We start from the raw sequence: 19,730 nt of genomic DNA, 5'->3' as shown, positions 1-19,730 counted from the left end.
AGAAATTCGATTTTACTCGGCCGCGCGCTTCTCCCCTTGATCGAGGAATTTGCTGAGGAACTGGCGCGTGCGCTCTTCCTTTGGCTGGGCGAACAACGCCTTGGTATCACCCTGTTCCACGATCACGCCTTTGTCGATGAAGATCGCCCGGTTCGCGACGTCGCGGGCGAAGCTCATCTCGTGGGTGACGATGACCATGGTGCGCTTTTCCTGGGCCAGGCCACGAATGGTCGCCAAGACCTCGCCGACCAGTTCCGGGTCCAGCGCCGAGGTTGGCTCGTCGAACAGGATCACGTCGGGCTGCATGGCCAGGGCGCGGGCAATGGCGACGCGCTGTTGCTGCCCGCCGGAAAGACGCTTGGGATAGGCGTCTTCCTTGCCGGCCAGGCCGACCTTCGCCAGCAGTTGGCGAGCGCGCTCGATGGCCTGGGCGCGCGGCTCCTTCTTCACGATGATCGGGCCTTCCACCACGTTCTCCAGCGCGGTGCGGTGGGGGAACAGGTTGAAGTTCTGGAAGACGAAGCCCACGTGCTGGCGCAGCTTGCGGATCAACCCTTGTTGGCCGCTGAGCGGCTTGGAGGCATCGATGCGGATGTCGCCGACCTGGATGGTTCCGCCGTTGGGCACTTCCAGCAGGTTCAGGCAGCGCAGCAGGGTGGTCTTGCCCGAGCCGCTGGGGCCGATGATCGCGACCACTTCGCCAGGCTCGACGGTCAGGTCGATGCCCTTGAGCACCTCCTGGCCACGGAACTGCTTGGTCAACTGGCGTACTTCGATCATGCGTCGTGCTCCTGGTCGTGACGGTTGACCCGGTCTTCCAGGCGGTTCTGCAGGTGCGACAGGATGCTCGCGAGGATCCAGTAGATCAGCGCGGCGGCGAGGTACATGGTGAAGACCTCGAAGGTGCGCGCGGTGATCAGCTGGGCCTGGCGGAACAGTTCCGGGACCTGGATGGTGGCGGCCAGGGCGGTGTCCTTGACCAACGAAATGAAGCTGTTGCCCAGCGGCGGCAGGGCGGTGCGCGCGGCCTGCGGCAGGATGACCCGGCGCAGGGTTTCGGCGCGGGTCATGCCGATACTGGCTGCTGCTTCCCATTGGCCCTTGTCGATGGAGCCGATGGCGGCCCGCAGGATTTCGCAGACGTAGGCGGCCATGTTCAGCGAGAAGCCGATCAGCGCCGCGGGCAGCGGGTCGAGTTCGATGCCGGCCTGGGGCAGGCCGTAATAGATCATGAAGAGCTGGACCAGCAACGGCGTGCCGCGGAAGAACGACACGTAGATGCGCGCGATCCAGCGCACGGGGGTGAATCCGTACAGGCGCATCAGCGCCAGTACGAATCCGAGCAGCAGTCCGAAGAACATGCCGCCAACGCTGAGGACTACCGTAAAGACCGCGCCCTTCAACAGGAAGGGCGCGGAATCCAGCGCTAGCTGCAGGCTTTCTTCGATCATTGGGTGACGTCAGCCTGGAACCATTTCTCCGAGAGTTTCTTCAGCGTGCCATCGGCCCTGAATTTCTCGATGGCCTTGTTCAGCGCCGCGAGCAGTTCCGGGTTGCCTTTGCGCAGTGCGATGCCGGCTTCCTGGCGAGCGAAGGGTGCGCCGGCCAGGGCCATGGCGCCCTTGGTCTTGTTGACCATGTCGAAGGCCGCCAGGCGGTCCACCAGGATCACGTCGATGCGACCGCTGCGCAGGTCCTGGAACTTGGTCGGGTCGTCTTCGTAGGTGCGCACGTCCGCCTGCGGTACGTGCTCGCGCAGCCACTGCTCGTAGTTGGTGCCCAGGCCCACGCCGACTTTCACGCCGGCGAGTTTTTCCGGCGCGTCGTACTTGCCTTCGTCACCCTTGCGCACCAGCGCCTGGATGCCGGACACGGTGTAGGCGTCGGAGAAGTCGTACTTCTTCTTGCGCTCCTCGGAGATGGTTACCTGGTTGATCACCAGGTCCAGGCGCTTGGATTCCAGCGCGGCGAGGATGCCGTCCCACTTGGTCGGCTGCAGCTTGGCGGTTGCGCCCAGCTCCTTGGCGATCAGGTTGGAGAAGTCCACTTCGAAGCCGGCGAGCTTGCCGTTTTCGTCCTGGAAGCTGAAGGGCGGGTAGGTGCCTTCCAGGCCGACGCGGACTTCGCCCTTGGATTTGATCTGGGCGAGCAGGTCGTCGGCGGCCTGGGCCTGGCCGAAGAGGCTGGCGCCGAGGCTCAGGGTCAGGCTGGCAAGCAAGAAATGACGTCGCAGTGCGGAAAAGGTCATGGTGGGCCCCGTTTTTGGTGTTTTAAGCAGGTTAGTCAACGCGTGGCGACTATATGGGCAGAATCGTTATGCAATAAAATAATAAAAAATTACATACCTAGTTCTGCAGGTTATTTTGCGTCGCTCGCAGGGTGGTACGCAAAGAGCGCCGGCGAACCCCCGGTGTGCAGGAACAGGATCGGCCCGGCGTTCGTGAAACGTTCCCGGCGGATGCCGTCCAGGAGGCCGGCCATGGCCTTGCCGGTGTAGACCGGGTCCAGCAGCAGGCCCTCGTGGCTGGCCAGCAGGCGAACGGCGTCGAGCGTGCCGGCATTGGGTTCGCCGTAACGCGGGCCGAAATAGTCGTCCCACAGGTGAATGGTGGGCAACGCCGGCGTGTCATGGCCGAGCAACTCCAGGGTGCGCTGCACCAATCCTTCGACTTTCGGCCGCTGCGCCGCATCGGTGCGCGAGACGGTCACGCCGATCACGTCGAGTTCCGGCAGGGCCTCGGCGAATGCAATCGCCAGGCCGGCATGGGTGCCGGCGCTGCCGGAGGCGAGTACCACGGCGGAGAACGCCTGACCGCTGGCGCGGATCTGTTCCGCCAGTTCCAGCCCGGCGCGCACGTAGCCCAACGCGCCGAGCGCATTGGAGCCGCCAATGGGCACGAGGTAGGGCTGGCGGCCCTCGCGGCGCAGGCGTTCGCCGGTGTGTGCCAGCAACTCGTCCGCGGTGTCGAGGTTCGGCACGAGTTCGACCTCGGTGCCGAACAGGTCGAGCAACAGGCGGTTGCCGTTGCTCAGGTAATTGCGGTCATCGGTGCCGATGGGGTTTTCCAGCAGTGCCACGCAGCGCAGCCCCAGCTTCGCCGCAACGGCAGCGGTCTGGCGCACGTGATTGGACTGGATCGCCCCGGCGGTCACCAGCGTATCGGCTCCCGCCTTCAGCGCATCGGCGGCGAGGAATTCCAGCTTGCGCACCTTGTTGCCGCCCAGGGCAAAGGGCGTGGTGTCGTCGCGCTTTACCCACAGGTCGCGGCCCAGGTGCGCCGAAAGACGCTCCAGCTTGTCCAGCGGCGTCGGGCCGCCGGCCAGGTCGAGACGGGGAAAGCGGGCGAGGGCTTCACGCAGGGCGCTCATCAGAAATACTCGGTGTGGCGGCAGGATGCGTCACGATAGAGCGCGCGAAGGCCCGCCGCAATCCGCTGGGCGAGCCAGTGACGCCGCCTTGCACGGGAATGTCGCGCCGAAGATCCACCCTTCGCCGGTGAAAACTCCAGAGGCTGTGAATCAATGTGCGGACAGCCGCGCGGCGAACCGCTACGCTCCACGCTCAGATCCGGAATCTTTAACCGGGCGATAACGAAAACAGGAAAACCAGGGCGGGGAAATCCGATGACTTCAGCAGTACCTTCACGCGCTTCGCTGCAACGCTGGACGCTTCAGCTGCTCGGCGCGCTGGCCCTGATGGTGGGGCTGAGCAACCCGGCGCTGGCCGCCCGGGAGCTGCCTTCGGGAATGTTGGTGGGCTTCGTCGACAGTGCCGTGTACCCGGTCATTACCCTGAAGCGGCCCAAACCCAGCCTGTTGCGCCAGGTGATCACCATCGGTCTGTACAAGAAAACCATCAGCTATCCGCTGTCGGTGACCATCCGCATTCGCGACGAGAACAACCGCTTCATGGTCTACGGCCTGCTGCCGAAGATCACCGGCAAGTTCGTCGGCATCAAGATGGGCCTGGACAGCCGGGTCAGCCAGATCTGGGTGATGACCGAGGCGGAAGCGACCGAATACGTGACCCGGCCGGATACGCTCTTCCCGCCCACCAGCTGACGGCGTTGTCTGCGCCGCTCGTGCGGGCGGGCAGCCGGAGGAGGGCGACTTCGGCTATCATGAGCGCCGTTTCGAACCCTTCAGAACCGGTTTACCCATGACGTCCTCCCAGCAGCCGCCCCGCGACGACAGCGCCGACAACGCGCCAGAACAACCCAAGCTTTCCCTGGCCGAGCTGGCCAAGGCCGCCCTGGCCGCCCAGCAGCAGGCCAATGGCGCCTACCAGCACCGCAAGCCGCACGACAAGGCAGAGTACCGCCCACCGCATCCGCGCGGCTCGCGCCGCTCGATGGGCAAACGCTGAGGCAGCCTCTCGTCTGAAACAATGCCAGCCGGCGCTCTCGCGGAGGCGCTGGCTGAACTGCGGTGATCGGCGTCGGTCGTATCCGCATCGGTCTTGCCATGCTGGCTGGCCATTTTTTCCGCTCTCGCGAACCTGTCACGGATAGACACCCGCGCCGCGCCATGCGGGGCGCCTCGCGTCCAAGGAGAATCGATGAAAGTCCTCGTTCCTGTCCTTTCCCTGCTGGCACTCGCCGGCTGCATCACCATGACCGGCAATTACGAAGTCAGCGCCCATGACGAGTCCGGCAAAGCCCTGAGCAACGGCAAGTTCCTTGCCCACGGCAGCGGCATCTACACCGTGCGCAACTCCCTCTGCTCGGTCTACCCGAAGGCCATCGTCACCATCAAGGATGTCGAGACAGACCAGGAGCTGGAGGGCGAAAGCCCTTACCACTGCCATTGAGTGCGAGGCCCCGTGGAACGCCGGGGCCCCACGATTCGCTGTATCGTCCGGCCATTGCTCAGAGCGGTGATTGCTTGCCTTCGCGAGTAGAGGCAGCGTGGCTCTCGCCCACCATTTGCTCGGCGAAAATCGGCTTGAACATCGGTACCAGCAGGCGGTTGCCGAATTCGCTCAGGTGATCGTCGTCGTAATACAGCGGACGACCATCAAGGCTGGCCGAGCACTGCTGGCCATCGCACAGGTAGGGGATGGGGTCCAGCACGTGGGCGCCGCACTGCTGGCCTGCAAGGTCCTGCACCTGGCTGACGAAGGCGTTGCGTTGCTGGTAGGTCTGTTGGCTCATGGACACCTTGCGCTCGCGCTTGAGCAACATGGCGCGCCCCATTGCCTCCGGTACGCGCACGCCCATCTCCGGCGTCGGGCGCACCAGATAGAGCGGATGATGCGCCGCCAACTCACACGCGGTTGCCACGTAGTGCTGCCGGTACTCCTCCAGCAGGGCCGCACTGGGGGATGCCGCCGGTTCGGTGAAATACAGCTTCGGCTTGTTCGGCGTCTCGTCCGCCTCGCCGGCAAGCCCGCCGAAGAGGTAGTAAGACGCCCGGTTGATCACGATCACCGGAGTGCCCGGCAGAAGGCTGGCCTGGCGCTGCTGCAGGCTTCCGAGGATCTTCTGGCAAATCTCCTGCTTGGGCGTGTCCAGCTGGGCACCGAAGATGATCGGGCAACCGCTGGTGCCGATAAACAGAACCCCATCCTGCGCGTCGGGCAGGCTGGCGACGATGGCGCTCACCGTTGCCTGCGCGTGGCTGTCGCCCAGTACGATGGCGCGCGTATTCGGGCCGCCGTACTGGCATTCGGTCTTGGCGTCGCATTCGTCCAGGCGCGGATTGCGATTCTCGCGCTCATCGTCCACGCGCTGCACCGCCTCAGGCAGGCGTTGCTCGAAGTCCGTCTTGCGCACCACTTTTGCCGGCCCCATCACCACGAGCATGGCGACGACCACGCAGGCGGTCGCCGCCAGCGGGCGGAGGTGGCCGAGGCGGCGACCGCTGGGCTGCTCGATCCAGTGATAAGAAAGGTGCCCCAGTATCAGGGTCAGCACCAGGCCTGCGGCGATAGCCAGCAGCTGCCCGGAGAGCTCCAGGTAGGCCAGCGCCACGACCACTGGCCAGTGCCAGAGATAGATCGAGTAGGAACGGGTTCCCAGCCATTGGGCAGCGCCGTTGGCGGTCAGCCGCGCGTCGTCGCGGCGCGCCAGGAGTACCAGCGCGGCTCCGCAGACCGGGACAAGGCTCAACAGCCCCGGCCAGCTCATTTGCGGGGTGATGAGCAAAAGCGAGCCGATGATGAGTGCCATGCCGGCGCGCTCTATCCATAGGCTGAGGCGAACGTCGGGCTGCCAGCGGTTCTGTATGAGGAAGATCACACCACCGGCCAGCAGTTCCCAGGCGCGGGAAGGAAAGAAGTAGAACGCCTTCGACGGGTCCTTGCCGGCCAGCACCACACAGTAGGCCAGCGAAGCCAACGCCGCAGCGCCCAGTAATGGCAGAAGCCAGCGACGGGCACCGAACCATCGCCAAGCGGCTACCAGCAGCACAGGGAAGAGCAGGTAGAACTGCCACTCCACTGACAACGACCAGGTGTGCAGCAGCCACTTGTCATGGGAGGCGACGTCGAAGTAGCCAGCCTCCTTCAGGAACATGCGATTGGAGGTGAACAGCACGCTGCCCCAGACGTGTTTCCCCAGCCGCTGGTAGTCCGATGGCAGCAGGAAGAACCAGCCCAGCACCAGTAGCACCGCGCAAAGCACCAGCAACGCCGGCAGGATGCGGCGTGCGCGGGCCAGGTAGAAGTTCCAGAAGGAAAAGCCGGCGGGCGCGGCCAGGGCGCCGAGGATGATGCCGGTCATCAGGTAGCCGGAGATGACGAAGAAAACGTCGACCCCGACGAAGCCGCCAGTAAAGCCTTTGATACCGAAGTGATACAACACCACCGCGACGACTGCCCAGGCCCGAAGGCCATTGATGTCGTAACGGAAACTGCCTGGACTGCGCAACGAAGGTTCCTCGAACTGCCGATCGGGCGCTGCCAGCCGGCAGCACCGCGCGAGAAAATTGGAGAGCCCTGCGGTCGAGCCGGCGGGGCGCCGCAATGTATCGTGCCTGATACCTAAACGCCATTAGCGGAGCCTTGATGGTCCGATAGGCGTTGTTTAAATTTTGTACAAAATATGAGTGGATTCCGTGAAGGAAGGTTCCACGGGATAGAGCCGCTTGGGGGCCCATGAAAAAGGCCGGCAATCGCCGGCCTTCTGCTTATTGCTGCGTCGGCAGCGGGAGCCTCTGCTGCTGCCCCTGCTGCAACGTCCACTCCACCACCTGCGCGGAGAGTTGGTCGGCGGCCTTGCCGAAGGCGCTGACCACTTCGGGGACCTGCTTGCCGTCCACCGGTTGGCTGACCTCGAAGGTGCGCGAGGCGACGATGCGTTGGCCGAGGGTGCGCACCAGGCGGGCGTCGTAGCGGATGTGGATCACCGGCCGGCCGTTCTGGTACTCGCTCTGGAAGGCGCGCAGGTCGCCGGTCAGGTCGAGGTCGGCCTGCAGGCTGGTTTCGTCGCTGCTCAGGGCGCGGACACTGCCGTTGGCGGTGAAGGCGTCGAGCAGGCGGTCACGCAGCAGGCCCGGGGCGCGGTTGCTCCAGCGTGCGCCCTGGTAGCTGCTCAGTTGGTTGCCCTGCGGGACCACGGCGATGCGGTTGGTGTCCAGCGCCAGGCTGGCGGTGGGCGCGCTGATGCGCAGCGACCAGTTCACCGTCGCCGTGCCGCGTGCCGGCTGCTGGGTGGCCGGCAGCAGGTAGAAGTCCGGGCTCTCCGCTTCCGGGAGGATCGAGCAGGCGCCCAGCAGGCCGACCAGGGCGGCGGCGCCGAGCAGGCGGGGGAGGGCAGTCATGGCTGGAACTCCTTGTTGCGTTCGCGGCCGAGCAGGTAGCCGGTGGGGTTTTCCTGCAGGCGGCGGGTAACGCCGCGCAGGTCTTCCAGGGTCGAGCGCAGCTCACGTATCGCCGGGCCGAGTTCGCCCACGCCGCTGAGGCCACCGTTCACCGAGTCGTAGTTGCTGTTGACCAGTTGCTCGATACGTTCGCTGCTGCTGCGCAGGGCGGTGAGGGTTTTCTGCGTGTCGTCGAGGATGCTCTGGCCACGGGTGCCTAGGGTCTGGTTGGCGCGTTCGAGCAACTGGCTGGCGTTGGCCAGGGTGATGCGCGCCTGCTCGCTGGCGGCGGCCAGCTCCTTGAAGGTCTGGCGGATGTCGTCGCGCTGCTCGGCGACCACGCCGGTGGCCTGGTCGATGTGGTCGAGGGTACGGCTGATGCGGTCGACGTTCTCCTGGGAGAACATGCGGTTGACGTTGTTGATCAGGTTGTTGACGTTGGTGGCGATGTCCTCGCCGTTGGCCAGCAGCTTGGCGAAGGGCGAGGGGATGGTCTTGATCACCGGCACCCGGCCGTCCTGGGCCACCAGCGGGGGGCTGTCCTGGGCGGCGCTGGAAAGCTGGATGATGGCCTGGCCGGTGACGCCGGTGAGGGCCAGCTTGGCGCGCGTGTCTTCGCGAATCGGCGTGCTGTCGTAGACGCGGATGCGCGCGCGCACCTTGCGCGGGTCGTTGGGGTCCAGACGCAGGGACACCACGTCGCCGACGCGGATGCCGCTGTACTGCACGGTGCCGCCCTCGGACAGGCCGGTCACCGCCTCGTTGAAGATCACGTCATAGACCTTGTACTTCTGGTCGTTGCTCGACTGCGCCAGCCAGAGGGCGAAGAGCAGCGCGCCGATCGACACGACCAGGGTGAACAGGCCGATCAGCACGTGATGGGCACGGGTTTCCATTCAGCTTTCCTCCCGCAGGTGTTCGGTGGCCTGCAGCGCGGCACGGCCGCGCGGGCCGTGGAAGTAGTCCTGCACCCAGGCGTCGTCGGTCTGGGCGACCTGGTCCAGCGGCCCCACCACCAGCACGCGTTTCTGCGACAGCACGGCGACGCGGTCGCAGATGGTGTAGAGGGTGTCCAGGTCGTGGGTGACCAGGAACACGGTGAGGCCGAAGGCGTCGCGCAGGGTCAGGATGAGTTGGTCGAAGGCCGCCGCGCCAATCGGGTCGAGGCCGGCAGTGGGTTCGTCGAGGAACAGGATGTCCGGGTCCAGCGCCAGGGCGCGGGCCAGGGCGGCGCGCTTGACCATGCCGCCGGAGAGCTCGGCCGGGTACTTGGCGCCGGCGTCCGGCGGCAGGCCGGCAAGGGAAATCTTCACCTTGGCCATGAACTGCGCATCGGCGCGGGACAGCCCCGCATGCTCGATCAGCGGCAGGCAGATGTTCTCGCTGACGGTCAGCGAGGAGAACAGCGCGCCGTTCTGGAACAGCACGCCGAAGCGCCGTTCCAGCTTCGAGCGTTCCAGCGGCGGCAAGGCCGGCAGGTTCTGCCCGAATACATGGACGCTGCCCTCGCTGGGCTGGCGCAGGCCGATGATGCTGCGCAGCAGCACCGACTTGCCGGTGCCGGAGCCGCCGACCACGCCGAGGATTTCGCCCTTCATCACGTCGAGGTCGAGGTGCTCGTGCACGGCGTGGCTGCCAAAGCGGTTGGCTAGGTCGCGGACGACGATGATCGGTTCGCTCACCAGCCCATCTCCATGAAGAACAGCGCGAACACCGCGTCCAGCAGGATCACCGCGAAGATCGACTGGACCACGCTGGAGGTGGTGTGCTCGCCCACCGACTGTGCGCTGCCGCTGACGCGGAAGCCTTCCAGGCAGCCGATCACGGCGATGATGAAGGCGAACACCGGGGCTTTGACGATGCCCACCAGGAAGTGCTGCACGGCGATGTCGTTCTGCAGCATGTAGAGGAACATGCGCGGCGAGATGTCCAGTGCCAGGGCGCAGACCACGCCGCCGCCGAAGATGCCGGAGATCATCGCCAGGAAGGTCAGCATCGGCAGGGTCAGCAGCAGGGCCAGCACCCGCGGCAGCACCAGCAGCTCCACCGGGTCCAGGCCCAGGGCCTGGATGGCGTCGATTTCCTGGTTGGCCTTCATCGAGCCGATCTGTGCGGTGAAGGCGCTGGCGGTGCGGCCGGCGAGCAGGATCGCGGTCAGCAGCACGCCGAATTCACGGAGGAAGGAAAACCCGACCAGGTCCACCGTGTAGATCGCCGCGCCGAACTTCTGCAGCACCGTGGCGCCGAGGAAGGCCACCACCGCGCCGACCATGAAGGTGAGCAGGGCGACGATGGGCACGGCGTCCAGCCCGGTTTCCTCCATGTGCGCGGCCAGCGAGGTGAGACGCCAGCGACGCGGTCGCAGCAGGTTGCGCACGAGGGTCTGCAGGGTCAGGCCGATGAAGCCGAGCAGGCCGACCACGTGTTCGCGGAAGGTCAGGGTGGCGATGCCGATGCGCTCCAGCACATCGATCAGGGCGTTGCTCGGCGCCGGCGCCTTTTCGTCCAGCCGGCACTGGGTGATGGCGCTGCCCACCGCGCGCAGCAGCGCCTGGCGCTCGGCGGGCAGGTTGCGGGCGACCCGTTCCAGCTGCCCCATGCGCGCGCCGCCGATGATCTCGGCGAGCAACGCGGCACCGGCGGTGTCCAGCGCGCCGAGGCCGGTAAAGTCGAGGGTCGTGGCGTCTTTGCCCTGTTCGCCTAGGCTGTGCACTTGCCGCTGAAGCTCGGCGAAATGGGTGAGCGTCCAGTCGCCGCTGATCTGCAACGAAGGTTGGGGCGGGGTTGGGTCCAGCCGGATCTGGCCGGCTTGAGCGGTCGCGGTCATCCTGCGAGTCTAGCGAAATTCTCTGCCGACTCCATTGGTCGGGATGGAAATGATGGGGTTACGGGATGTTTCTGGACATTGTTAGTAAGCTAACTAACAATGTCCGCCGGTCATTCAGCGGTGTCGCCGCCATGCCTGCTTTTCCGTTGTTGTCCGAATTCCTTCGCGCGGTAGTGCGTCCGCGCCTGGTTGACCTGAAGTTCGCCACCAAGTCGGTGCTGGCGGGCGGCATCGCGCTGTACCTGGCGTTTTACTTCGAACTGAAGCAGCCGGCGTGGGCCTTGATGACCGTCTTCGTGGTCAGCCAGCCGCTGAGCGGCATGGTGCTGGCCAAGAGCGTGTTCCGCCTGCTCGGCACCCTCGCCGGGGCTGGCGTGTCGGTGGCGCTGGTCGCCTGGCTGGGGCAGGCGCCCTTGCCGTTCCTGCTGGCGATGGCGGCATGGCTGGCGTTCTGCACGGCCGGCGCGTCGATGCTGCGCAACTTCGCTTCCTACGGTTTCGTGCTGGCCGGCTATACCGCCGCCGTGGTGGCCTTGCCGGCGTCGGCGGCGCCCTTGACGGTATTCGACCAGGCCGTGGCGCGGTGTTCGGAGATCAGCCTGGGCATCGTCTGCGCCTCCCTGGTCAGCATGCTGCTGTGGCCGCGAAGCACCGAGCAGCAGCTGCTGGAGCAGGCGCGCAAGGTCTGGTCGGCGGCGCTGAAGGCCGCCTCCACGGAAATGCTCGGCAGCGATGAGCGCGGCCCGCTGATCGCCACCCTGGGCAGCATTCTGGAGCTGGATGGCCGCCAGGAGCAGGCCTGGTTCGAAGGCCCGAGCGGGCGCCTGCGGGTGTCGGCGCTGCGTGCGCTGAACGCCGATCTGCTCGGGTTGTTGCGCTCCGCCCGCCGCGCAGCGCGGGAAGGACGGTTGCTCGACGCGCCTGACGCGCCGTCGCTGCTCCCGTGGCGCGAGCAGGTGCGCGACTGCCTGGACGCCGAAGGCCAGCCGGATTTCGCCGGTTGCCAGGCGCGTCTGGCGAGCGCGCTGGAGCGTGCAGAGGCCGCCCCGGCGCGCAGTTACCTGCAGCATCTGCTGGCCGTGGTCGAGCGCGCCAGCCAGTCGCGGCGCAGCCTGGAGGCGCTGGTCTACGGCGAAGCGGTGCCGGGCGCGCCGACACCGATCATCTGGCACCGGGACATCGAACGCGGCGTACTGGCGGGCGTGCGCAGCGCACTGGCCTTTCTCTGCATCGCGGGTTTCTGGGTGGTGACGGCCTGGCCCAGTGGCCTGGGCGCGGCGTCCATCACCGGCGTAGTGCTGAGCCTCTTCGCCAGTCGCGACAATCCAGCCGCCGCCGGCCTGAACTTCCTGCGCGGCATCGTGATATCGATTCCGGTCGCCGCCGTCGCCTTGCTATCGATTCTGCCACTGTGCGAGGGCTTCGCCGCGCTGTATGGCGTGCTGGGCGTGCCGCTGTTCATCGCTGCGCTGTGCATGACCCGGCCGCCCATCGCGGCGATGGCCTCGGCGTTCTGCATCTTCTTCGTCAAGAACGTGGGGCCGAGCAACCAGATGGTCTATGACCTCGACCACTTCCTCAATGGCGCACTGGCCACCGTGCTGGGAGTGGGGTTTGCCGTGCTGGTGTTCAGCCTCGTCGAACTGCGGCCTGGCCAGCGCCACTACCGGCGTGTGCTGGGCGCACTGCTGGCCGACCTCGCCTGGCTGACCCGCGGCCCGCTGGCGAAGCTGGAAGGGTGGTTCGATGGCCGCAGCGCGGACCGCCTGTTGCGCCTGATGCGCTACCAGGACAGCCTGCCGGAGGAGCGCCGCGCCCGTTGGCGGGGCGGGTTGTTCGTGCTGGGCATGGCCGATGAACTGTTGTTCCTGCGCGACAGCCTGAGCCAGGCGCGCGGGCCGTTGCGGCGGGCACGCGAGGCCTACCTGGCGCGCCTGCGGCAACTGCTGCTCGATGGCGGGCCGCGCCGCCATCGCGAACAGGCCCTGGACGAGGTGGAGCAGGTGCTGTTGCACGCCCTGCAGGCCAACCCATGGCTGGACGAAGGTGCCCGTCGCCAGGCGCGGGCCGCGCTGGGCCAACTGCGTGCCATCTGGGTGCGCTGGTGCCACGAGATGCCGCGCGAGACCTTCTCGCTGCTCGCCGGTATCGGCCTGGCCGACCGGCGCAATTGACCGTGGCCTGCGCCAGCCACTAAGCTGCGCGCCTGCTTCAGGTGCTCTCGGCGCGAGCCGCGAGTGAAACAGGGAAGCCGGTGACGTCGATGCGCAATCGACCATTCCGGCGCTGCCCCCGCAACGGTAAGCGAGCTTCGAACCGCATTCCGCCACTGTGCTCCGGCATGGGAAGGCGCGGTTCCTTCGGAAACGCCAGGCGCTTCCACTCGCAAGCCCGGAGACCGGCCTGCTGCATCGCATGGCATCGCGGGAGGCGCTGCCGACGTCGGCGCATCGCGCCGCGCGTTGCCGTCCTCCGCCTGCCCCGACTGGTCAGTGCCGCGCGGGTGAGAGCGGCGGAGAATCCTTCAGGTGAAATCCCTATTCCCCGGGTCGCCAGCCTTTGCGCTGGGCGGCCACTACCGCGTGGCGCCGTCGTGCACCGGCGGTGCGTCCCTGCTTTTTCCTCTTCCCGCGCGCTGCCACCTGGCCGGCAGGCCGACGCTCGTGCATTGCCTTTCAGGAGTCCCCTGCCATGACTGAATCCCCGGACAAGGACGAGCGCCATCGTTCGCGCATGCAGCGCAAGAAGGCGGTGATCGACGAGAAGATCGCCCAGGCCCAGGGCGAGCGCGGGGTGTTCCTGGTCAACAGCGGCAACGGCAAGGGCAAGAGCAGCGCGGCCTTCGGCATGGTCGCCCGTGCCCTCGGCCACGGCATGAAGGTGGGCGTGGTGCAGTTCATCAAGGGTGCCGCGACGACCGGGGAGGAAGCGTTCTTCCGCCGCTTCCCCGAGGAGGTTAGCTTCCACGTGATGGGCGAAGGCTTCACCTGGGAAACCCAGGACCGCCAGCGCGACATCGCCAAGGCCCAGGCCGCGTGGGACGTCGCCCGCCAGTTGCTCGGCGATCCGCAGGTCGGCCTGGTGGTGCTGGACGAAGTGAACATCGCGCTCAAGCACGGGTACCTGGAACTGGACACCGTGCTGGCCGATATCGCTGCGCGCCCGCCCATGCAGCACGTGGTCGCCACCGGCCGTGGCGTGCAGCCGGCGATGGTCGAGGCCGCCGACACCGTGACCGAGATGGGCCTGGTGAAACATGCCTTCAAGGCCGGCATCAAGGCGCAGAAAGGGGTGGAGTTCTGATGTGCGTGGCTCGCCCTCACCCCAGCCCTCTCCCGAGGGGAGAGGGAGCAGTTGGGTGCGTCCTGCTGCAATGCCATCAGTCGATTGACGACTACGCTGCCGTTGCGCTCCCACAGAACAGTTGCTGGCGAGCACCGATGGAGCGCGGCACGCCGAACGGCCCTCTCTCTCCCTGGGAGAGGGCTGGGGTGAGGGTGCTCTTTACTCACCACGGGGAGCGCTCCCGATGACGGCGCGCCAATGCCCCGCGCTGCTGATCGCCGCCCCCGCCTCGGGCCAGGGCAAGACCACCGTGACCGCCGCCCTGGCGCGCCTGCACACGCGCCTCGGGCGCACCGTGCGGGTGTTCAAGTGCGGCCCGGATTTTCTCGACCCGATGATCCTCGCCCGCGCCAGTGCCGCGCCGGTCTACCAGCTGGACCTGTGGATGGTCGGCGAGGAAGAGAGCCGTCGCCTGCTCTGGGAAGCGGCCGGCGAGGCCGACCTGATCCTCATCGAAGGGGTGATGGGCCTGTTCGACGGCTCGCCCTCGGCCGCCGACCTGGCGCGGCGTTTCGCCGTGCCGGTGATGGCGGTGATCAATGGCCAGTCCATGGCGCAAACCTTCGGCGCCATGGCCGTTGGCATGGCAACCTACCAGCGCGACCTGCCGTTCTCCGGCGTGCTCGCCAACCGCATCGGCAGCCAGCGTCACCGCGACCTGGTGCGCGACAGCCTGCCGGAGTGGATCCGCTGGTACGGCGCGCTGCCGCGCGATACCGAGGTGGAGCTGCCCAGCCGCCACCTCGGCCTGGTGCAGGCCGACGAGCTGGCCGACCTCGACGCCCGCCTGGACGCCGCCGCCGATGCCCTGGCCGCCAGCGCCAGTACCGAGCTGCCAGCGCCGGTGAGCTTTGCCGCGCCCGCGCCGCGCCGCGCGTCGTCGCGCCTTGATGGCGTGCGTATCGGCGTCGCGCGGGACAATGCTTTCGCCTTCCTCTACCAGGCCAATCTCGATCTGTTGCGTGAGCTGGGCGCCGAGCTGGTGTTCTTCTCGCCGCTGCGTGACGAGGCCTTGCCGGCGGTGGACAGCCTCTACCTGCCCGGCGGCTACCCGGAACTGCACTTGCCGGCGCTGGCGGAAAACCGCGCCATGGCCCAGGCCATCCACGCGCACCACGAGAGCGGCAAGCCGATCCTCGCCGAGTGCGGCGGCATGCTCTATCTGCTTGACGCGCTGACCGACGTGGCCGGCGAGCGCGCAGAGCTGGTCGGCCTGCTGCCCGGCGAGGCGCGCATGCAGAAACGCCTCGCCGCGTTGGCGCTGCAGGCGGTGACGCTGCCCGAAGGCACCCTGCGCGGGCACACCTTCCACCATTCGCTGCTGGAGAGCGGCGACGCGCCGCTGGCCCGTGGCGTCTGCCCCAACGACAAGCCGGTGGCCGAAGCGGTGTTCCGCCGCGGCCGGCTCACCGCGTCCTATATCCACTTCTACCTGCCGTCCGACCCGGACGCCGCCGCCGCGCTGCTGAGACCATGACCGAGCACGCCTACAGCCCTGAGGAGCGCGCCGCGCTCTACCGCGCCATCGCCGAGCGCCGCGACATGCGCCACTTCTGTGGCGGCGAGGTGGCGCCCGACCTGCTCGCGCGCCTGCTCGAAGCTGCGCACCAGGCGCCCAGCGTCGGCCTGATGCAGCCGTGGCGCTTCATCCGCGTCACCTCGCGGGCGCTGCGCCAGACGATCCACGGCCTGGTGGAAGCGGAGCGCGTGCGCACTGCCGAGGCATTGGGCGAGCGTTCCGACGAATTCATGCGATTGAAGGTCGAGGGCGTGCTCGACTGCGCCGAAGTGCTGGTGGCCGCGCTGATGGATGGCCGCGAGGCACACGTGTTCGGCCGCCGCACTTTGCCGCAGATGGACCTGGCCTCGCTGTCCTGCGCCATCCAGAACCTCTGGCTGGCCTCGCGGGCCGAGGGGCTGGGCATGGGCTGGGTGTCGCTGTTCGACCCGGCGGCGCTGGGCGAACTGCTCGGCCTGCCGGCGGGCGCCGAGGCCGTGGCGGTGATCTGCCTGGGGCCGGTCAGCGAGTTCTACCCGGCGCCGATGCTGGCCCTGGAAGGCTGGCGCCAACCGCGCGCGCTCAGCGAGCTGCTGTTCGAGAACCGCTGGGGAGAGCAGCCATGAGCCTGGCCCTGCTGAGCGTCCTTGGCGTGGCGCTGGATGCCCTGCTGGGCGAGCCGAAGCGCTGGCACCCGCTGGTGGCCTTCGGGCGCCTGGCGGATCGGCTGGAGCGGCGGTTCAATCGTTCGCGAGTGGCGGATAGCACCGAAAAGCCCCCTCTCCCTAACCCTGGCTGCGCGCCCCGCTCCGAAGGGAGAGGGGATATTCGAGCTGTGCCAAATTTCGAGGCTTCCGGCGAGCGCACTGCTGGCCTGCAGCTCCAGACTAACTCCCTCTCCCTTCATGGGGGGGACGCCCAGTCAGAGGGCGGGGGAGAGGGGCCTCCCACCTGCTCCGAAATCTCAGGAAGCGACACCCCCGGCCTCGCCTGGCGCAGCCACGGTGTCACCGCCTGGATCATCGCCGTCATCCCGCTGACCCTGATCGCACTGCTGCTCAGCCTGCTGCCCTGCGTCGGCTGGGTCGTCCAGGCGCTGGCCCTGTACGCTGCGCTGGGCCTGCGCAGCCTGGGCGAACATGCCGAGCCGGTGGCGCTGGCCCTGCGTGCCGGTGACCTGAGCGAAGCCCGGCTGCGCGTGGGGTACATGGTCAGCCGCGAAACCGCCGAACTGGACGACACCGCCGTGGCCCGCGCCGCCACCGAATCGGTGCTGGAGAACGGCAGCGACGCGGTCTACGCCGCGCTGTTCTGGTTCGCTGTGGCGGGCGCGCCGGGCGTGGTGCTCTATCGCCTGAGCAACACCCTCGACGCCATGTGGGGCTACCGCAACGCGCGCTTCGAGCGCTTCGGCTGGGCCGCGGCGAAGATCGACGACGTGCTCAACTACATCCCGGCGCGCCTGGTGGCCTGCACCTACGCGCTGCTCGGCCACACCCGCCTCGCCCTGCGCTGCTGGCGCACGCAGGCGCCGCAGTGGGACAGCCCCAACGCCGGGCCGGTGATGGCGGCCGGCGCGGGCGCGCTGGGCGTGTCCCTCGGCGGCGCCGCCCGCTACCACGGCGAGCTGCACCAACGCCCGCAACTGGGCGACGGCCCGGCGCCGACCGCTGCGGACATCTGGCGCGCGCTGGCCCTGGTGCGCCAGGGCGTGCTGCTGTGGCTGGCGGTCATCCTCATCCTCGGAGTGCTCTGATGCTCGAACATGGCGGACGGCTGCGCAAAGCGGCGCAGCAATACGGCATTCCACTCGCCGAGTGGCTGGACCTGTCCACCGGCATTTCGCCCTGGCCCTGGGCGCTGCCCAGCGTGCCGGCCGCCGCCTGGATGCGCCTGCCCGAAGACGGCGACGGCCTGGAAGCCGCCGCGCGCCGCTACTACGGCGCCGAGAAGCTGCTGCCGCTGCCCGGCAGCCAGGCGGCGATCCAGCTGCTGCCGCGCCTGCGCCGGCCGGGCAAGGTCGGCGTGGTGTCGCCCTGTTATGCCGAGCACGCCGAAGCCTGGCGTGCCGCCGGGCACATCCTGCGCGAGGTCAGCGACCAGGAAGTGCCCCATCACCTGGAGCGCTTCGACGTGTTGGTGGTGGTCAACCCGAACAACCCCACCGGCCGGCGCATCGATGCCGGCGTGCTGCTGGAATGGCATGCGCGCCTGCTGGAGCGCGGCGGTTGGCTGGTGGTGGACGAAGCCTTCATGGACTGCACGCCCGAGCACAGCCTGGCGCCCAGTTGCGCCAGCCGGCCGGGGCTGATCGTGCTGCGCTCCTTCGGCAAGTTCTTCGGCCTGGCCGGCGCGCGTCTGGGCTTCGCCTTCGCCGAGCCGCGCCTGCTGGAGAGCCTGGCGAAGCTGCTCGGCCCCTGGTCGGTGAACGGCCCGACGCGCTGGATAGCCCAGGCGGTGCTGGGTGAGTTTCAAGAGCAGATCCAGCGCCGCCGCGACCTGCATGACGGCAGCCGGCGGCTGGCCGGGGTGCTCGGCGAGCACGGCTTCGCCCCACAGGGCGGCACGGCGCTGTTCCAGTGGGTGGTATCGATGCGCGCCCAGGCGCTGCGCGATCACCTGGCGCGCCAGGGCATTCTGGTGCGCCTGTTCGAAACCCCGGCGAGCCTGCGCTTCGGGCTGCCGCCGGACGAGAAGGGCTGGCAGCGCCTGGAGCACGGCCTGCGCACCTTCAACCAGATGGAGAGCCTGCGGTGAGCACGCTGATGGTGCAGGGCACGACCTCCGATGCCGGCAAGAGCACTTTGGTGACCGCACTGTGCCGCTGGCTGCGCCGGCAGGGCGTGGCGGTGGCGCCGTTCAAGCCGCAGAACATGGCGCTCAACAGCGCGGTGACCGCCGACGGCGGCGAGATCGGCCGCGCCCAGGCGGTCCAGGCGCAGGCCTGCCACCTGGCGCCGCACACCGACATGAACCCGGTGCTGCTCAAGCCCAACAGCGACACCGGCGCCCAGGTGATCATCCATGGCCGCGCGGTGACCAGCATGAACGCCGTGGCCTACCACGACTACAAGCGCGTGGCGATGCAGGCGGTGCTCGAATCCCACCGGCGCCTCTGCGCGCAGTACCCGGTGGTGATGGTGGAGGGCGCGGGCTCGCCGGCGGAGATCAACCTGCGCGCCAACGACATCGCCAACATGGGCTTCGCCGAGGCGGTGGACTGCCCGGTGATCCTGATTGCCGACATCGACCGCGGCGGCGTGTTCGCTCATCTGGTCGGCACGCTGGAGTTGCTCAGCGAGAGCGAGCGTGCGCGGGTGAAGGGCTTCGTCATCAACCGCTTCCGCGGCGACATCGCGCTGCTGCAGGACGGCCTCGACTGGCTGGAAGAGCGCACCGGCGTACCGGTGCTCGGCGTGCTGCCATACCTCATGGACTTCCACCTGGAGGCCGAAGACGCCATCGACACCCGCCAGGCCGCCAAGAGCGGCGAGCGCCTGCGCGTGGTGGTGCCGGTGCTGCCGCGCATCAGCAACCACACCGATTTCGACCCGTTGCGCCTGCACCCCCAGGTGGAGCTGACCTTCGTCGGCCCCGGCCAGCCGATCCCGCCGGCGGACCTGATCATCCTGCCCGGCTCCAAGAGCGTGCGGCCGGACCTGGCCTTCCTCCGCGCCCAGGGGTGGGAAGAGGCGATCCGCCGTCACCTGCGCTATGGCGGCAAGCTGCTGGGCATCTGTGGCGGTTTGCAGATGCTCGGCCGGCGCCTTGCCGACCCGCACGGCCTAGAGGGCGCTGCAGGGGAGAGCGACGGCCTGGGCCTGCTGGACTTCCACACCGTGCTGGAGCCTGAGAAGCAGCTGCGCAATGTCAGCGGCCGGCTGGCGTTGGAAGACGCCCCGGTGAGCGGCTATGAGATTCATGCCGGCGTCAGCAAAGGCCGGGCCCTGTCGAACCCGGCCGTGCGGCTGGGCGACGGCCGCAGCGACGGTGCGCTCAGCGAGGACGGGCAGGTGATGGGGACCTATCTGCACGGCCTGTTCGAGTCCGCCGCCGCCAGCTCGGCGCTGCTGCGCTGGGCCGGCCTGCGCGAGGTGCAGAGCATCGATTACCACGCCCTGCGCGAACGCGACATCGAGCGCCTGGCCGACCAGGTCGAGGCGCATCTGGATACGGAAAAACTGAGGCGGCTGTGCGGACTGTAGGGCGGATAACCGTTCGCAGTTGCCCGCCGTTTCTGCTTGCCAATGTTCCGGCGGA

At 67.7% G+C, this 19,730-nt stretch carries 19 protein-coding genes and 1 riboswitch; of the genes, 10 read left to right on the top strand and 9 right to left on the bottom strand.

Translation table 11 applies throughout. The annotated features are described in order from the left end of the window. Window positions 1-12: 12 nt before the first annotated feature. From tcyN to ACNFIA_RS04890, 4 genes are all read right to left on the bottom strand, one after another. Window positions 13-780: an L-cystine ABC transporter ATP-binding protein TcyN gene (tcyN, locus tag ACNFIA_RS04905; RefSeq protein WP_416783199.1), complete on the bottom strand. Its 768-nt coding sequence runs from the start codon at window positions 778-780 to the stop codon at window positions 13-15. Further along, entirely contained in the window at window positions 777-1,448 is a 672-nt protein-coding gene (gene tcyL / locus ACNFIA_RS04900) for a cystine ABC transporter permease (RefSeq protein ID WP_171049556.1), read from the bottom strand. Before tcyL ends, tcyN begins: the two co-directional genes overlap by 4 nt. Continuing rightward, window positions 1,448-2,248, bottom strand: coding sequence for a cystine ABC transporter substrate-binding protein (gene tcyJ, locus ACNFIA_RS04895; RefSeq protein WP_259753461.1), 801 nt, complete (start codon window positions 2,246-2,248; stop codon window positions 1,448-1,450). Before tcyJ ends, tcyL begins: the two co-directional genes overlap by 1 nt. A gap of 110 nt (window positions 2,249-2,358) precedes the next feature. Then, window positions 2,359-3,369 (bottom strand): D-cysteine desulfhydrase, encoded by a 1,011-nt coding sequence (locus tag ACNFIA_RS04890; protein WP_416783197.1) that lies wholly within the window; start codon window positions 3,367-3,369, stop codon window positions 2,359-2,361. A 255-nt stretch (window positions 3,370-3,624) separates the two neighbouring features. Between ACNFIA_RS04890 and ACNFIA_RS04885 the strand changes: the two genes are divergently transcribed. The 3 genes from ACNFIA_RS04885 (at window position 3,625) to ACNFIA_RS04875 (ending at window position 4,810) form a co-directional block, all read left to right on the top strand. Further along, window positions 3,625-4,062, top strand: a complete 438-nt coding sequence (locus ACNFIA_RS04885; RefSeq protein WP_416783196.1) for a hypothetical protein — start codon at window positions 3,625-3,627, stop codon at window positions 4,060-4,062. A gap of 97 nt (window positions 4,063-4,159) precedes the next feature. Further along, the gene (locus tag ACNFIA_RS04880; RefSeq protein ID WP_259753464.1) at window positions 4,160-4,366 is read left to right on the top strand and encodes a hypothetical protein; all 207 of its coding nucleotides are present in this window, start codon (window positions 4,160-4,162) and stop codon (window positions 4,364-4,366) included. 192 nt (window positions 4,367-4,558) lie between these two features. Next, window positions 4,559-4,810, top strand: a complete 252-nt coding sequence (locus ACNFIA_RS04875; RefSeq protein WP_259753465.1) for a hypothetical protein — start codon at window positions 4,559-4,561, stop codon at window positions 4,808-4,810. A 58-nt stretch (window positions 4,811-4,868) separates the two neighbouring features. Here the strand turns inward: ACNFIA_RS04875 and ACNFIA_RS04870 are convergent, their stop codons facing one another. The 5 genes from ACNFIA_RS04870 to ACNFIA_RS04850 form a co-directional block, all read right to left on the bottom strand. Continuing rightward, complete coding sequence (locus tag ACNFIA_RS04870) at window positions 4,869-6,965, bottom strand: acyltransferase family protein (protein ID WP_416783195.1); 2,097 nt, start codon at window positions 6,963-6,965, stop codon at window positions 4,869-4,871. Between the two features lie 163 nt (window positions 6,966-7,128). After that, on the bottom strand, window positions 7,129-7,761 hold the full coding sequence (locus ACNFIA_RS04865; protein ID WP_416783194.1) for an ABC-type transport auxiliary lipoprotein family protein: 633 nt from the start codon (window positions 7,759-7,761) through the stop codon (window positions 7,129-7,131). After that, window positions 7,758-8,696 carry an MlaD family protein gene (locus ACNFIA_RS04860; protein ID WP_416783192.1) on the bottom strand — a complete coding sequence of 313 codons (939 nt, stop codon included), beginning with the start codon at window positions 8,694-8,696 and terminating at the stop codon, window positions 7,758-7,760. Before ACNFIA_RS04860 ends, ACNFIA_RS04865 begins: the two co-directional genes overlap by 4 nt. Further along, window positions 8,697-9,482, bottom strand: a complete 786-nt coding sequence (locus tag ACNFIA_RS04855; RefSeq protein ID WP_259753469.1) for an ABC transporter ATP-binding protein — start codon at window positions 9,480-9,482, stop codon at window positions 8,697-8,699. Then, window positions 9,479-10,627, bottom strand: a complete 1,149-nt coding sequence (locus ACNFIA_RS04850) for an MlaE family lipid ABC transporter permease subunit (protein WP_416783190.1) — start codon at window positions 10,625-10,627, stop codon at window positions 9,479-9,481. Before ACNFIA_RS04850 ends, ACNFIA_RS04855 begins: the two co-directional genes overlap by 4 nt. A gap of 131 nt (window positions 10,628-10,758) precedes the next feature. Between ACNFIA_RS04850 and ACNFIA_RS04845 the strand changes: the two genes are divergently transcribed. The 7 genes from ACNFIA_RS04845 to ACNFIA_RS04815 all read left to right on the top strand — a co-directional run bounded on the left by ACNFIA_RS04845 (window position 10,759) and on the right by ACNFIA_RS04815 (window position 19,675). Further along, complete coding sequence (locus ACNFIA_RS04845) at window positions 10,759-12,801, top strand: FUSC family protein (protein WP_416783188.1); 2,043 nt, start codon at window positions 10,759-10,761, stop codon at window positions 12,799-12,801. Between the two features lie 22 nt (window positions 12,802-12,823). Continuing rightward, a riboswitch (cobalamin riboswitch) is annotated at window positions 12,824-13,049 on the top strand. A gap of 269 nt (window positions 13,050-13,318) precedes the next feature. Continuing rightward, window positions 13,319-13,930, top strand: coding sequence for a cob(I)yrinic acid a,c-diamide adenosyltransferase (cobO, locus tag ACNFIA_RS04840; RefSeq protein WP_259753472.1), 612 nt, complete (start codon window positions 13,319-13,321; stop codon window positions 13,928-13,930). 226 nt (window positions 13,931-14,156) lie between these two features. Next, window positions 14,157-15,449 carry a cobyrinate a,c-diamide synthase gene (locus ACNFIA_RS04835; protein ID WP_416783187.1) on the top strand — a complete coding sequence of 431 codons (1,293 nt, stop codon included), beginning with the start codon at window positions 14,157-14,159 and terminating at the stop codon, window positions 15,447-15,449. Further along, complete coding sequence (bluB, locus tag ACNFIA_RS04830; protein ID WP_416783185.1) at window positions 15,446-16,096, top strand: 5,6-dimethylbenzimidazole synthase; 651 nt, start codon at window positions 15,446-15,448, stop codon at window positions 16,094-16,096. The genes ACNFIA_RS04835 and bluB overlap by 4 nt, the downstream gene beginning before the upstream one ends. Then, window positions 16,093-17,226, top strand: a complete 1,134-nt coding sequence (cbiB, locus tag ACNFIA_RS04825) for an adenosylcobinamide-phosphate synthase CbiB (RefSeq protein ID WP_416783183.1) — start codon at window positions 16,093-16,095, stop codon at window positions 17,224-17,226. Before bluB ends, cbiB begins: the two co-directional genes overlap by 4 nt. Next, window positions 17,226-18,227 carry a threonine-phosphate decarboxylase CobD gene (gene cobD / locus ACNFIA_RS04820; RefSeq protein ID WP_416783181.1) on the top strand — a complete coding sequence of 334 codons (1,002 nt, stop codon included), beginning with the start codon at window positions 17,226-17,228 and terminating at the stop codon, window positions 18,225-18,227. Before cbiB ends, cobD begins: the two co-directional genes overlap by 1 nt. A gap of 8 nt (window positions 18,228-18,235) precedes the next feature. Next, on the top strand, window positions 18,236-19,675 hold the full coding sequence (locus tag ACNFIA_RS04815) for a cobyric acid synthase (RefSeq protein ID WP_416783730.1): 1,440 nt from the start codon (window positions 18,236-18,238) through the stop codon (window positions 19,673-19,675). Window positions 19,676-19,730: the final 55 nt, after the last annotated feature.

Source organism: Pseudomonas sp. NY15437 (assembly GCF_048068435.1).
Classification (GTDB): Bacteria; Pseudomonadota; Gammaproteobacteria; order Pseudomonadales; family Pseudomonadaceae; genus Pseudomonas; species Pseudomonas nitroreducens_B.
This window is presented reverse-complemented; position numbering and strand designations above follow the sequence as displayed.

Excerpts from the sequence above, each read along its gene's own strand:
- ACNFIA_RS04890 (WP_416783197.1), bottom strand. The coding sequence starts at position 3,369 with ATGAGCGCCCTGCGTGAAGCCCTCGCCCGCTTTCCCCGTCTCGACCTG.
- ACNFIA_RS04850 (WP_416783190.1), bottom strand. The coding sequence starts at position 10,627 with ATGACCGCGACCGCTCAAGCCGGCCAGATCCGGCTGGACCCAACCCCG.
- cbiB (WP_416783183.1), top strand. The coding sequence starts at position 16,093 with ATGAGCCTGGCCCTGCTGAGCGTCCTTGGCGTGGCGCTGGATGCCCTG.
- tcyN (WP_416783199.1), bottom strand. The coding sequence starts at position 780 with ATGATCGAAGTACGCCAGTTGACCAAGCAGTTCCGTGGCCAGGAGGTG.
- ACNFIA_RS04860 (WP_416783192.1), bottom strand. The coding sequence starts at position 8,696 with ATGGAAACCCGTGCCCATCACGTGCTGATCGGCCTGTTCACCCTGGTC.
- ACNFIA_RS04835 (WP_416783187.1), top strand. The coding sequence starts at position 14,157 with ATGACGGCGCGCCAATGCCCCGCGCTGCTGATCGCCGCCCCCGCCTCG.
- cobD (WP_416783181.1), top strand. The coding sequence starts at position 17,226 with ATGCTCGAACATGGCGGACGGCTGCGCAAAGCGGCGCAGCAATACGGC.
- tcyJ (WP_259753461.1), bottom strand. The coding sequence starts at position 2,248 with ATGACCTTTTCCGCACTGCGACGTCATTTCTTGCTTGCCAGCCTGACC.
- cobO (WP_259753472.1), top strand. The coding sequence starts at position 13,319 with ATGACTGAATCCCCGGACAAGGACGAGCGCCATCGTTCGCGCATGCAG.
- ACNFIA_RS04865 (WP_416783194.1), bottom strand. The coding sequence starts at position 7,761 with ATGACTGCCCTCCCCCGCCTGCTCGGCGCCGCCGCCCTGGTCGGCCTG.
- ACNFIA_RS04885 (WP_416783196.1), top strand. The coding sequence starts at position 3,625 with ATGACTTCAGCAGTACCTTCACGCGCTTCGCTGCAACGCTGGACGCTT.
- ACNFIA_RS04880 (WP_259753464.1), top strand. The coding sequence starts at position 4,160 with ATGACGTCCTCCCAGCAGCCGCCCCGCGACGACAGCGCCGACAACGCG.
- ACNFIA_RS04815 (WP_416783730.1), top strand. The coding sequence starts at position 18,236 with ATGGTGCAGGGCACGACCTCCGATGCCGGCAAGAGCACTTTGGTGACC.
- ACNFIA_RS04875 (WP_259753465.1), top strand. The coding sequence starts at position 4,559 with ATGAAAGTCCTCGTTCCTGTCCTTTCCCTGCTGGCACTCGCCGGCTGC.
- bluB (WP_416783185.1), top strand. The coding sequence starts at position 15,446 with ATGACCGAGCACGCCTACAGCCCTGAGGAGCGCGCCGCGCTCTACCGC.
- ACNFIA_RS04845 (WP_416783188.1), top strand. The coding sequence starts at position 10,759 with ATGCCTGCTTTTCCGTTGTTGTCCGAATTCCTTCGCGCGGTAGTGCGT.